Origin of the sequence: Stenotrophomonas riyadhensis (assembly GCF_040256885.1) — a bacterium.
Classification (GTDB): domain Bacteria; phylum Pseudomonadota; class Gammaproteobacteria; order Xanthomonadales; family Xanthomonadaceae; genus Stenotrophomonas; species Stenotrophomonas riyadhensis.
Window position 1 is genome coordinate 2,472,128 of sequence record NZ_CP155568.1, and the last position, 11,349, is coordinate 2,483,476.

The following is an 11,349-nucleotide window of genomic DNA, read 5'->3' on the forward strand; positions in this document are numbered from 1 at the left end:
GGGAGAATCACAATGGACATCAATCCGAACCTGCCGGCGTTCAACGCCGGAGCAACCCTGAGCTCGCTGATCAGCCTTTCGGTGGCGTTCGTACTGGGCACGGCCATCGGCCTGGAACGGCAGCTGCGCCAACGCACCGCCGGCTTGCGTACCAATACGCTGGTGGCAGTGGGTGCGGCGGTGTTCGTCGACCTGGCCGTGCGCTTCCATGACCTGTATGGCGGCCCGCCCTCACCGCTGCATGTGGTGGCCTATGTGATCTCCGGCGTCGGCTTCCTTGGCGCCGGTGCGATCATGAAGGACGGTGCGCAGGTGTCCGGCCTGAACACCGCCGCCACCCTGTGGGGCTCGGCGGCGGTCGGTGCCTGCGCGGGTATCAAGCTGCTGCCGGAGGCGGTGATGGCGGCGGTGTTCGTGCTGGCCGCCAACACCCTGCTGCGCCCAGTGGTGAACCGCATCCAGCGGCAGCCGTTGCCGGAGGCATTCAGCGAGGCGACCTATGCGATCAACGTGGTCTGCCAGCGCGAGCAGCAGGCCGAGGTGCTGGACCAGCTGTTGCTGCTGCTGGAACAGGCGCACTACCCGGTACGCGCGATGGACCAGCGCCCGTTCGGCGAGCGCGATGTCGAGATCGAAGCGGTGCTGTATGCCACCACGGTGGATGCCGGTGAACTGGATGCGGTGCTGGCCACGCTGGCGACCACCCCAGGCGTGCTGCAGGGATTCTGGAACGCCAGCCTGGAGGAGTAGTGCCGGCCGCTGGCCGGCAACATCGTGCACCGCTTGGTAGGTGCCGACCTTGGTCGGCACAGACCCATCAGATGCCATGACTCCTGCCAGAGCCTGCCGACCAAGGTCGGCATCTACCAACAGCCCGCACGCACCACATTGGTGGGTGCCGACCTTGGTCGGCACAGACTTGGGTAGTGCCGGCCGCTGGCCGGCAACCTCATGAACTCCGGGACGATCCTGCAGCTGCCGGCCAGCGGCCGGCACTACCAGGCATCGCTTTGGTGGGTGCCGACAGCACAGGAGCACGCCAAGCACGGTCGGCACCTGCCAGAGGCAGCTTTGCTATCCTTTCCCCCCACGCCCGGGAGCCGTTCCGATGCCATCGCTGTCGCCCCGTCGCCCGCTGGTGCTGCTGGCCCTGATCGTCGTGATGGCGGCGATCTTCCTGATCGATACCGTCACCGATTACGCCGTCGCCGCCGCCTGCTTCTACGCAGCGGTCATCCTCGCCGCATCGCGCGTACTGAGCGCGCGCGGGCTGATCACCCTGGCCATCGCCTGCATCGCGTTGACCGGGCTGAGTTTCTTCCTGACCCGCTTCGGCACCTACCGCATCGGCCTGGTCAACTCGGTGATCGGCATGCTGGTGATCGGCATCACCGCCTACCTCGCCCTGAACATGGAAGCGGCCAAGGCCGCCGTGCAGGAAGCGCAGGGCCGGCTGCTGCGGGTGGCGCGCGCGTCCACGGTGGGCGAGCTGACCACCTCCATCGCCCATGAAGTGAACCAGCCGCTGGCGGCCATCGCCAGCAGCGCCGAGGCCTGCCAGCGCTGGCTCGCACAGGACCCACCGAACGTGGACAAGGCGCGGCAGACCGTGGCCCGCATCCTGGCCGATGCGCATCGCGCCGGTGACGTGATCGCCCGTATCCGTGGCCTGACCCAGGGTGCCGCACCGGAACGGCGCGCCTTCGATCTGAACCAGGCCGTGGAGGAAATGCTGGCGCTGTCGCGCAGTGAACTGGACCAGCACGGCGTGGCCGTGGCCCTGCTGCTGGACGCCGACCTGCCACTGGTGCAGGCCGACCGCGTGCAGGTGCAGCAGGTGATCGGCAACCTGATCCTCAATGCGGTGGACGCGATGGAAGCGGTGCCGGCTGCTGATCGTCGCCTGTCGCTGCTGACCCGGCGTGACGGCCAGCGGGTCAGCCTCAGTGTGCGCGACCGTGGTGTCGGCCTGCCCGCCGATCATCCCGAGCGTGTGTTCGATGCGTTCTGGACCACCAAGTCGCACGGACTGGGCCTTGGGCTCAGCCTGAGCCGTTCAATGATCGAGGCCAATGACGGCCAGATCCGCGCCGAACGACCGGCAGGCGGCGGTGCCTGCTTCGTGTTCGACCTGCCCATCGCCACGGATGCTCCCCATGCGTAAGCCCGCTGCACCCATCACCGACCCGGCACCCATCGTCTACGTGATCGACGACGATCCGTCGGTGCGCGCCGCGCTGGAAGACCTGCTGGCCTCGATGGGCCTGCAGGTGCGGGCCTTCGCCTCCACCCAGGCGTTCCTCGAACACGAGCTGGAAGATGCGCCGGCCTGCCTGGTGCTGGACGTACGCATGCCCGGCCAGAGCGGGCTGGAGTTCCATCGCACGATGGGCAGCCACGGCCTGCAGCTGCCGGTGGTGTTCATCACCGGCCACGGCGACATCGCGATGGGCGTCAACGCGATCAAGGACGGCGCCATCGAGTTCCTGACCAAGCCGTTCCGTGACCAGGAACTGCTGGATGCGATCCACAAGGGCATCGAGATCGACCGCCAGCGCCGTCGCGACGGCGAGGCACTCGATGCCCTGCAGCAGCGCTGGAACACGCTCAACGCCGGCGAGCGCGAGGTGGTCGATGGCGTGGTGCGCGGCCGCCTCAACAAGCAGATCGCCGGAGACCTTGGGGTCAGCGAGATCACTGTGAAGGTGCGCCGCGCACAGGTGATGCGCAAAATGGGCGCACGTACCCTGGTCGACCTGGTGCGGATGTATGACCGCTTGCAGGCCCGCAACAGCTGATTGCAACGCCGGTCAGTCCTACTCCGGGTCAGGCAGCGTGTACTGCAGCCGGTAGTCGTGGCGACCGTCGCTGATGGTGATCTCCAGCGTGCCGGTCAGGCCGAGCAGCCCTTCGCTGCCGGAATCGGGCACCACGATCACGCTCAGCTCCGGAACACCGCGGGTCATCACGCCGTTGTGCTGCAGGGTGAATGCACCCTCGCGCCCGGCCAGCGTGGCCGTCACCCGTTCCATCGCCACGTAGCCCGCCGAACCCTGCACCGGCGTGCGGAACGCCAGCATCTGGCCGACGCTGCTGCCCTGCAGGTCACCATGGAATGTCTTGTCGATGGACATCACCCCGATCGGACTGTCCTTGCCACCGATCGGCAGCAGCGTTACGTCAAAGGTGCCGCGTGCCTCGCCCTGCATCCTGCGCTCCCCCGTTGTTGGATGGAATGCTGCTACTTCTTCGTCGCCAGTACGATCACCCCGGCCACCACCAGGCCGATGCCGCTCCATTCCCGCAGGGTCGGACGTTCACCCAGCAACAGATAGGCGAGCACGATCACCAGCACCACGCTGAATTTGTCGACCACCGCCACCTTGGCCAGCTCGCCACTCTGCAGCGCGCGGAAGTAGAACAGCCACGACGCACCGGTGGCCAGTGCCGACAGCACCAGGAACAGCTGCGTGCGCCCGGGCAGCAGCAACGGATTGGACCATTTGCCGGTGACCACCACCAGCGGCAGGATCACCGCCGCCACCACCAGGGTGCGGATGGCCATGGCCAGGTCCGAGTCGACGCCCTTGACGCCCACCTTGGCGAACAGCGCGGTCAGCGCGGCGAAGCAGGCTGACAGGCCGGCCCAGACCAGCCACTGCGGAACGTTCTGCATGCTGTGCCACTCCCGGTTCCCAGAGCACCCACTGCCCACGCTACTCTCATCGCCCGCCTGCGCAAGCAGTACCGGCCGCCGTGCGGATCAGGCGCGCTGCAGGCGCTGCTTCAAGCGCGTATCCATCAGCCCCACCGCCAGCAGCACCGCACTGGTCAGCCAACCGGCGGCCAGCAGATGGGTCTGCGGCAACAGCACGCCCAGCACCACCAGCGCCACGGCACCGAACAGATGCGACCAGGGCGCACGCCCATACACCACCCGCTTGTACAGGGCGCTCCCCAGCAGGTAGATCAACGGGCCCGCCACCAGCACGGTGGCGTACACCGGGGTGACCGCCGCGCCGGGATGATCCATGACCAGATCGTTGCCGACGGCCGTGGCGATGATGCCGGCGATCAGCAGTGCATGCACGTAGTGGAAGTTGGCGCCCATCCGACCGGGATCTTCGGCGTGGCTGATGGCCTCGGTGGCATCGTGGCTGGAGATGCCGAAGTACAGCCACCACATGGCGATGGTGCCGGCGAACGTGGCCAACACCGCCGATACCACCTCCCCGCTCCAGTGCTCGACCTCACTGAGTACGCCGCCGGTGGCCAGCAGGGTCTCGCCCAGTGCGACGATGACGAACAGCTGGCAGCGTTCGGCCAGGTGGCCACCCTCGATGGTCCAGTCCCGGGTGTGCGAACGCCCCATGCCCGGGAATGCAAAGCCGAACATCGGCGAAATGTACTCGCAGGCCACCGCCATCGCCCACAACGCCAGCCGCAGAGGACCTTCGGCCGCAGCGCCCGCCAGCCAGAAGCAGGCCGAAACGCTCACCCAGGCCAGCATGCGGCGGAAGTTCGGCGCCAACGGATGGTTGCGGCCAACCTCGAGCAGCACGAAGGCCGTTCGCCCGACCTGCATCGTGACGTAGGCACCGGCGAACATCCACGCGCGATCGTCGAACGCCTCGGGGATGGATGAGGACATCAACAGCGCCAGCAGCATGGTGGCGAACAACAGGCCACGGATGCGTGGCGCCTGTGGATCAAACCAGTTGCTGACCCAGCAGGCGTACTGCCAGCCCAGCCAGACTGCGAACCACAGCACCAGGGTCTGCAGCACGCCGGCCAGGTCCAGGTGGTGCAGCAGGTGGTGGCTGAGCTGGGTAACGGCAAACACGTAGACCAGGTCGAAGAACAGCTCTTCGTAGGTCACACGGGCATGATGGCCATCGCGGTGGCGCAGCGCGGGCAGGCGCAGTCGGGGACTCATGGCACTCCTTCAGCGCGCCAGGCGCCAGTACAGGACACCGGCCAGCAATGCCGGCACCGCGAACACCAGCAGCAGGATCGGCAGCTCCTCGCGTACCGCATAGCCGGCCTTGCTGACGCCTACCCACATGTTGGCCACGGCCACCACCAGCCAGGTGGCGATGAACGCGACCAGCGCGGTGGGCAGCTGCGAGCTGCCCACGCTCCAGAGATGGCCGAACAGCAGGAACACCCCCAGCAGCAGGATGCCCGCGGTGATCACCAGAAGCACGTGCATGTATCGATCTCCTTGAGCCTGCAGGCAGGCTAGCCCGGGCCGATTCTGCGCTCCAGCCGATGATCGTGGTTTCACCTTCCAGCCGCCGCGAACAATCGGCAGGATCCGCCACACATAGCAAACGCGAACGGTTCCCATTAGTATTGCGTCATCGCGCAGGGATGCCTCCCCGCGCCCACCCTTCGCCCTTGCTGCCTGTCCGGATGTCCCAGCTGCCCTCATCCCACCCACCTGTGCTGCCACTGGTGTCTTCGCTGGTGCGCCACTACGAGGAACTGGTGGACTACCTGCGCCGTCGTTTCCGTTCACCCGGACTGGCCCGCGAGGTGGTGCATGATGTCTGTGTGCGCCTGCTGGAACGCCCGGCCGTGCCCGACGCACGGCAGCCGATCGCACTGCTGCGCCGGATCGCCCACGACGCTGCGGTTGATCGCTGCCGCGCCGAGGATCTGCGCCGGCATTGGGTGGAACCACGCGCCGAGCTGCCCGAAGGGGCCTGCCCCTGCCCGGGGCCCGAGCAGCAGGCCCAGGGCCAGCAGGCGCTGGAGCGCCTGAGCGTCACCATTGCGCGGATGCCATGCCGGCGCCAGCAGGTTTTCATCCTGCACAAGATCCATGAACTGCCCCAGGCGGAGGTCGCGCAGCGGATGGGCATCGGCCTGAAGGCGGTGGAACGCCACCTGCGCCTGGCCATGGCTGACTGCCACCAGCAGGCCGCACGCTCATGAGCCGCGCACCCGAGCCCCCCGCGCGACCGCAGCCGTCGCAGGCGCCGTCCACCGACGAGGTGCTCGACCAGCATCGGGACGCCCTGAAGGAGCGCTTTCCGTTGCCGGACCCGCAGGTGCTCCAGCGTCGTCGCGGCGGCCGCACGGCCAGGGTTGTGCTGCCCGCACTTGGACTGGTGGTCACCGCCCTGCTGCTGATCGACCCAGCCTGGCAGGTGCAGGACCATCGCACCGCCGTGGGTGAGCGTCGCGAACTGGATCTGGCCGACGGCAGCCACCTGCTGCTCGACGCCGGCACCCACCTGCAGGTCCGTCGTCATCTGCGTTCGCGGCAGGTGGTGCTGATGCAGGGGCGCGCACGATTCGAGGTGCAGCACTCGGGGTGGCGACGCTTCGAGGTGGACGCCGGGCCGGTGCATGTACGCAACTACGGCACGGTGTTCGACGTGGATCGCCAGGGTGAGCTGAGCGAAGTGACGCTCTGGCGCGGCGACGTGGGCGTGCGCGTTGAGGGTGGCACCAGCGAGCAGCGCCTGGCACCCGGGCAGCGCCTGCTGGCCCAGCCCGGGTCGATCTCTCCACCGGAAGCGATCGACCCGGACCAGGCCGACTGGACCCATGGCCGGCTGCAGTTCGATCAACTGCCGCTGGCCGAGGTGCTGCGGGTCCTGCAGCGCTACCACGACCGTCCGATCGTGCTGGACGACCCGACGCTGGGCCCGCTGAAAGTCTCGGGCGTCTTCGATGCCGACCGCGCCGAGACCGCCGTGGCGTTGTTGCCGGACATCCTGCCGGTACAGGTGCATACGGCAGGCGATGGCAGCCTGCATCTGCGCCGACGCGATTGATCGGCATCACCAGGGTGGGTTGCGCGCCGTCCCATCCGGCAGGTGCTTGAACCCCTCCGAAGGACCCCGCATGACCCGCCCCGTTCTGCCCGCCGCCCTGCGCCGGCTGACCCCCACCCTGCTCGCCGCCTGCCTCTGCGCCGCACTGCCCGCTGCCGCGCAGACCACCGCGTCCGCGCCCGTGGAGCTGCATCTGCCAGCGGGTTCGCTGCAGGCCTCGCTCAACACACTGGCCCGTCAGACTGGCATCCAGCTGTTGTTCGCGGCCGACAGCGTGAGCGGCCGCACGGCCCCGGCGCTGGATGGCCGCTACACCCCGCGCGACGCGCTGCAGCGCCTGCTGGCCGGGCACGGTCTGACGCTGCAGGAGCGCTCGCCGGGGGTGTTCGTGGTGAGTGCCGCGCCAGCATCGCCCAAGCCCCGCGCTCCGGCCCGGGCCGCGTCATCGGCAGCGTCCCCGGCCACGACCACTTCGCTGGCCCGCGTCACGGTATCGGCCTCGACCGCGCGCATGCCGCAGGGTGAGACTGCGATGCCCAACACCATCACCGTGCTGACCCGCGAGGACATCGCGCAGCAGCTGGCGCTGGGCTCGGATGTCTCGCGCGTGCTGTCGGCGCAGATCCCGGCGTTTGCCCCGGCGCGCGAGAAGATGTCCAACTACGGCGAAACCATGCGTGGCCGCGGCATCCTGTACATGGTCGACGGCGTGCCGCAGTCGACGCCGCTGCGCGATGGTTCCCGTGATTCGCACACCATCGATCCGGCGATGATCGAACGCATCGAGGTCATCCACGGTGCCAACGCACTGCAGGGCATCGGCGGTACCGGTGGCATCGTCAACATCATCACCCGCAGCGCGCCCAGCGAGCCGGGCGCCTTCCTGCTCGATACCAACATCAGCTACAGCTCGGCGCTGCCCAGCCGCCGTGATGACAACGGCCAGCGCGGCTCGGCACTGGTCGGCATGCGCGGCGAGCAGTTCGACCTGGTTGCCGGCCTCGCCTACGAGAAGCAGGGGCTGTTCCATGACGGCGAGGGCCGTTCGATCGGCACCAACGCGCAGGGCGAACTGATGGATTCGACCTCGTCGAACGTGTTCGCCAAGCTGGGCTGGAACATTGCCGAGGGCCACCGCCTGCAGTTGATGGCCAACCGCTACGAGCTGCGCGGGCTGGACAACTACCTGGCGGTGAACGGTGATTACCGCACCGGCCGCCCGACCATTTCGGTGCCCGGCGATACCCCGCTGGAGCCGCCGATGAACCGCTCGCGTTCGTTGACGCTGGACTACAGCGCCGCCGACCTGCTCGGTGGCCGCTTCCAGGCGCAGGCCTTCGCGGTGGACTTCGAAGGCCGCTATGGCGCCAGCCAGTGGGACCCGTGGGGCAACACCGGCGCCAACGCCGCCTGGGACCAGACCCAGAACGAATCGGACAAGCGCGGCTTCAAGCTGACCCAGAGCTGGGCCCGCATCGCCGACACCACGCTGGACGTGACCCTGGGCCTGGACGGCCTGCGCGATCGCACCCACCAGGTGCTGCTGGCCAGTGGCATGAACTGGGTGCCGCAGACCACCTACCAGAGCCTGTCGCCACTGCTGCAGCTGCACTGGTGGCCAACCGACCACCTGATGCTGTCCGGCGGCCTGCGCTACGAAAAGGGCGAGCTGGAAGTAGGCGACTACACCACCCTGCCCCGCTACGGCGCACGCAAGGTGGCCGGCGGCAAGCCGACCATGAGCGAGACCCTGCCCAACTTCGGCGCGGTCTGGTACATCAACGATCGCCTCAACGCCTACGCCTCGTATTCGGAAGGCTACACCGTGGCCGACGTTGGCCGTGTGCTGCGTGCAATCAATCGCGACGGCCAACGCGTGGACAATCTGATTGATCTGTCACCGGTGGTGTCGGACAACCGCGAGATCGGCCTGGAATACGACGATGGCCGTTTCAGCGGTGACATCGCCTACTACACCTCCGAATCCAAGCTGGGCTCGGTACTGATCTACGATCCGGGCATCGACGCCTATGCGGTGCAGCGCCAGGCCACCCGCGTGGAAGGCTTCGAAAGCAACCTGCGCCTGCGCCTGGGCGACAGCCGGCTGGGCCTGGGCTACGCGCGCGCCAACGGCCGCTACGACGCCAACGTCGATGGGCGTCTCGACAGCGATCTAGCTGGCGTCAACATCGCGCCAAACCGGCTGACGGCATTCTGGGAACAGAATTGGACGCCGCAGCTGAGCACCCGCCTGCAGGCCAGCCATGCCTTCGACCGCGACTTCGACCTGCAGGGGGCACGCGTGGCCGAGTTCAAGGGCTACACCACGGTGGATCTGGTCGCACGCTATGCGCTGGACAAGCACGCCTTCACGCTGGGCGTGCAGAACCTGGCGAACAAGCAGTACATCAGCTATTACTCGCAGACCACACCGTCGAACCCAAGCTATTTCTCGGGCCGCGGCCGGGTGCTGACGCTGGGGTGGCAGTACCGGTACTGATCCATGGCGCCCTTATGGGAGCCATGAAATCTATGCGCGACGCGATGAAGGAGGCCCATGCTAGTTTCTGGGCCTCCTTCAAACGGACGTGAACCATGCGTTTTTCCCCGCTCGCCTTCGCCCTGGTCACTGCTCTCCCGATCGCGCACGCCAGTGGCGCCGAGACACCACTGCCGCAGCTGCGGGCCTACACCGTGGACGCCTCGTGGCTGCAGCCGATGGCACCGCTGCAGATTGCCGACCACACCTGGCAGATCGGCACGCAGGACCTGACCGCCCTGCTGGTGCAGACCGCTGACGGCGCGGTGCTGCTCGACGGCGGCATGCCGCAGATGGCCGGCCACCTCATCAGCAACATGAAGGTGCGCGGCGTGGCGCCGCAGGACCTGCGGCTGATCCTGCTCAGCCACGCACACGCCGACCATGCCGGGCCGGTGGCGGAGCTGAAGCGCCGTACCGGTGCCAAAGTAGCGGCCAACGCCGAATCGGCGGTGCTGCTGGCGCGCGGTGGCAGCGACGATCTGCACTTCGGTGATGGCATCACCTACCCACCTGCCAATGCAGACCGCATCGTCATGGATGGCGAAGTGGTCACGGTGGGCGGCATCGCGTTCACTGCGCACTTCATGCCGGGGCACACCCCGGGCAGCACCGCATGGACCTGGACCGATAGCCGCGATGGCAAGCCGGTGCGCATCGCCTACGCCGACAGCCTGAGTGCACCGGGCTACCAGCTGCAGGGCAACCCCCGTTATCCGCACCTGATCGAGGATTACAGGCACAGCTTAGCGACGGTGCGGGCGCTGCCCTGCGACGTGTTGCTGACACCGCATCCGGGTGCCAGCAACTGGGACTACGCCGCGGGCAGCAAGGCCAACGCCAAGGCGCTGACCTGCAAGGCCTACGCGGATGCGGCCGAACAGAAGTTCGACGTGCAGCTGGCCAAGGAAACAGCCCGCGCCCGTTGATTTTGTAGAGTCGAGCTTGCTCGACTGAAGCAGAGCAGTCGAGCATGGCTCGACTCTACAAAGGGCAAGCCGAGCGTGGCTCGACTCTGCAAGGGGCAAGTCGAGCATGGCTCGACTCTACAAAGAGCACGCCGAGGGTGGGCTCGGCTCTCCGAAGGGTGCCGGTCAGGACGACCGGCACCCGCGACCATCAGCCGCCCTGGCCGTGCTGCGCGAACGGCTCGGTGGTGCCATCGGTGCGTACCAGCTCGACGGTATACGGCTGCACGTAGCCGTCCGGCATTTCCATGCCCGGCGAGCCGGCCGGCATGCCCGGCAACACCAGGCCGCGCGCTGCCGGCCGCTCCGCCAGCAGTCGCTTGATGTCCTCGGCCGGGATATGGCCTTCAACCACGTAGCCACCGATCTCGGCGGTGTGGCAGGAGGCCTTGCCGACCGGCACACCCAGCCGGACCTTGATCGGGTTCATGTCATCGGTATCGCGCACATCCACCTGGAAGCCGGCAGCCTTCAGGTGGTCGACCCAGATACCGCAGCAGCCGCAGCTTGCGGTCTTGTGCACGATGGCGATGGGCAGTGCCGGATCCACCTTCGACGGGCTGGACTTGATCGGTGCGGCCGGGGTTTCGCTGGCAACCGGCGCGGCAGGCGATTCTTCGGCAGCGCGTGCGCAGGCGGTCGTGGCCAGTACGGTGCCCAGCAGCAGGCCGAGGGAGAGAGAACGGTTCATGGTGTTGATTCCTTTGCAGATGCGGGCAACGCGGCCCGCTGCCTGCGCATCGAAGGCACAGGCAGAGTCGAGAATGAGTCGAGCAGCTACGGCAGGCGCTTGAGGCCTGCAGGGAATCACACGATGGGAGGCCGTAGCGGATCCGGCAACGGCGGCGGTGCGCGTTGCTGGGCGCTGGCTGGCAAAGGCGCCTCACGCCAGGGTGACGCTGGCGTTCCGCTCAGGGTGGCCAGCATGCCGAGGCTGGCCGGCGGGCATTCGCACTCATTGCTCTGGCAGACCGTTGATGCTGCCTCGTCGCAGCATCCGGCCATGGCCGCCGAATGCGGTGCGGCGCAATGGTCCGCGCTGGACTGCGCCGCG

The 11,349-nt window shown here is 67.6% G+C and carries 12 protein-coding genes; 7 read left to right on the forward strand and 5 right to left on the reverse strand.

The genetic code is table 11. The features are described from left to right. Window positions 1–12: 12 nt before the first annotated feature. The 3 genes from SriyCCGPB3_RS11630 to SriyCCGPB3_RS11640 all read left to right on the forward strand — a co-directional run bounded on the left by SriyCCGPB3_RS11630 (window position 13) and on the right by SriyCCGPB3_RS11640 (window position 2,798). On the forward strand, window positions 13–750 hold the full coding sequence (locus SriyCCGPB3_RS11630) for an MgtC/SapB family protein (RefSeq protein ID WP_350259260.1): 738 nt from the start codon (window positions 13–15) through the stop codon (window positions 748–750). A gap of 358 nt (window positions 751–1,108) precedes the next feature. Next, window positions 1,109–2,164 (forward strand): sensor histidine kinase, encoded by a 1,056-nt coding sequence (locus SriyCCGPB3_RS11635; protein ID WP_350259261.1) that lies wholly within the window; start codon window positions 1,109–1,111, stop codon window positions 2,162–2,164. Next, window positions 2,157–2,798 carry a response regulator transcription factor gene (locus SriyCCGPB3_RS11640; RefSeq protein WP_350259262.1) on the forward strand — a complete coding sequence of 214 codons (642 nt, stop codon included), beginning with the start codon at window positions 2,157–2,159 and terminating at the stop codon, window positions 2,796–2,798. The genes SriyCCGPB3_RS11635 and SriyCCGPB3_RS11640 overlap by 8 nt, the downstream gene beginning before the upstream one ends. An 18-nt stretch (window positions 2,799–2,816) precedes the next feature. On the opposite strand, the gene SriyCCGPB3_RS11645 is transcribed toward SriyCCGPB3_RS11640, so the two are convergent. The 4 genes from SriyCCGPB3_RS11645 to SriyCCGPB3_RS11660 all read right to left on the reverse strand — a co-directional run bounded on the left by SriyCCGPB3_RS11645 (window position 2,817) and on the right by SriyCCGPB3_RS11660 (window position 5,212). Then, window positions 2,817–3,209, reverse strand: a complete 393-nt coding sequence (locus SriyCCGPB3_RS11645) for a DUF3224 domain-containing protein (protein ID WP_350259263.1) — start codon at window positions 3,207–3,209, stop codon at window positions 2,817–2,819. A 32-nt stretch (window positions 3,210–3,241) separates the two neighbouring features. Beyond that, window positions 3,242–3,676 (reverse strand): EamA family transporter, encoded by a 435-nt coding sequence (locus SriyCCGPB3_RS11650; RefSeq protein WP_049427888.1) that lies wholly within the window; start codon window positions 3,674–3,676, stop codon window positions 3,242–3,244. Window positions 3,677–3,763: 87 nt separating this feature from the next. After that, window positions 3,764–4,936, reverse strand: a complete 1,173-nt coding sequence (locus SriyCCGPB3_RS11655) for a low temperature requirement protein A (protein WP_350259264.1) — start codon at window positions 4,934–4,936, stop codon at window positions 3,764–3,766. Between the two features lie 9 nt (window positions 4,937–4,945). Further along, window positions 4,946–5,212 (reverse strand): hypothetical protein, encoded by a 267-nt coding sequence (locus tag SriyCCGPB3_RS11660; protein WP_350259265.1) that lies wholly within the window; start codon window positions 5,210–5,212, stop codon window positions 4,946–4,948. Window positions 5,213–5,415: 203 nt separating this feature from the next. Here SriyCCGPB3_RS11660 and SriyCCGPB3_RS11665 point away from each other — a divergent pair, with 203 nt between their 5' ends. The 4 genes from SriyCCGPB3_RS11665 (at window position 5,416) to blaL1 (ending at window position 10,256) form a co-directional block, all read left to right on the forward strand. Then, a complete protein-coding gene (locus SriyCCGPB3_RS11665) occupies window positions 5,416–5,940 on the forward strand; it encodes an RNA polymerase sigma factor (protein ID WP_153855444.1) in 525 nt (174 codons plus the stop codon). Next, the gene (locus tag SriyCCGPB3_RS11670) at window positions 5,937–6,788 is read left to right on the forward strand and encodes a FecR family protein (RefSeq protein ID WP_350259266.1); all 852 of its coding nucleotides are present in this window, start codon (window positions 5,937–5,939) and stop codon (window positions 6,786–6,788) included. The genes SriyCCGPB3_RS11665 and SriyCCGPB3_RS11670 overlap by 4 nt, the downstream gene beginning before the upstream one ends. Before the next feature lie 70 nt (window positions 6,789–6,858). Beyond that, window positions 6,859–9,288, forward strand: a complete 2,430-nt coding sequence (locus SriyCCGPB3_RS11675; RefSeq protein ID WP_350259267.1) for a TonB-dependent receptor — start codon at window positions 6,859–6,861, stop codon at window positions 9,286–9,288. A gap of 95 nt (window positions 9,289–9,383) precedes the next feature. Further along, window positions 9,384–10,256, forward strand: a complete 873-nt coding sequence (blaL1, locus tag SriyCCGPB3_RS11680) for a L1 family subclass B3 metallo-beta-lactamase (protein ID WP_350259268.1) — start codon at window positions 9,384–9,386, stop codon at window positions 10,254–10,256. Window positions 10,257–10,446: 190 nt separating this feature from the next. Here the strand turns inward: blaL1 and SriyCCGPB3_RS11685 are convergent, their stop codons facing one another. Next, on the reverse strand, window positions 10,447–10,986 hold the full coding sequence (locus SriyCCGPB3_RS11685; protein WP_350259269.1) for a DUF411 domain-containing protein: 540 nt from the start codon (window positions 10,984–10,986) through the stop codon (window positions 10,447–10,449). Window positions 10,987–11,349 lie beyond the last annotated feature (363 nt).

What these genes read in the sequence shown, in the direction of transcription:
- SriyCCGPB3_RS11630 (WP_350259260.1), top strand. Translation starts at nt 13, where the DNA reads ATGGACATCAATCCGAACCTGCCGGCGTTCAACGCCGGAGCAACCCTG.
- SriyCCGPB3_RS11640 (WP_350259262.1), top strand. Translation starts at nt 2,157, where the DNA reads ATGCGTAAGCCCGCTGCACCCATCACCGACCCGGCACCCATCGTCTAC.
- SriyCCGPB3_RS11670 (WP_350259266.1), top strand. Translation starts at nt 5,937, where the DNA reads ATGAGCCGCGCACCCGAGCCCCCCGCGCGACCGCAGCCGTCGCAGGCG.
- SriyCCGPB3_RS11685 (WP_350259269.1), bottom strand. Translation starts at nt 10,986, where the DNA reads ATGAACCGTTCTCTCTCCCTCGGCCTGCTGCTGGGCACCGTACTGGCC.
- SriyCCGPB3_RS11665 (WP_153855444.1), top strand. Translation starts at nt 5,416, where the DNA reads ATGTCCCAGCTGCCCTCATCCCACCCACCTGTGCTGCCACTGGTGTCT.
- SriyCCGPB3_RS11650 (WP_049427888.1), bottom strand. Translation starts at nt 3,676, where the DNA reads ATGCAGAACGTTCCGCAGTGGCTGGTCTGGGCCGGCCTGTCAGCCTGC.
- blaL1 (WP_350259268.1), top strand. Translation starts at nt 9,384, where the DNA reads ATGCGTTTTTCCCCGCTCGCCTTCGCCCTGGTCACTGCTCTCCCGATC.
- SriyCCGPB3_RS11645 (WP_350259263.1), bottom strand. Translation starts at nt 3,209, where the DNA reads ATGCAGGGCGAGGCACGCGGCACCTTTGACGTAACGCTGCTGCCGATC.
- SriyCCGPB3_RS11675 (WP_350259267.1), top strand. Translation starts at nt 6,859, where the DNA reads ATGACCCGCCCCGTTCTGCCCGCCGCCCTGCGCCGGCTGACCCCCACC.
- SriyCCGPB3_RS11655 (WP_350259264.1), bottom strand. Translation starts at nt 4,936, where the DNA reads ATGAGTCCCCGACTGCGCCTGCCCGCGCTGCGCCACCGCGATGGCCAT.
- SriyCCGPB3_RS11660 (WP_350259265.1), bottom strand. Translation starts at nt 5,212, where the DNA reads ATGCACGTGCTTCTGGTGATCACCGCGGGCATCCTGCTGCTGGGGGTG.
- SriyCCGPB3_RS11635 (WP_350259261.1), top strand. Translation starts at nt 1,109, where the DNA reads ATGCCATCGCTGTCGCCCCGTCGCCCGCTGGTGCTGCTGGCCCTGATC.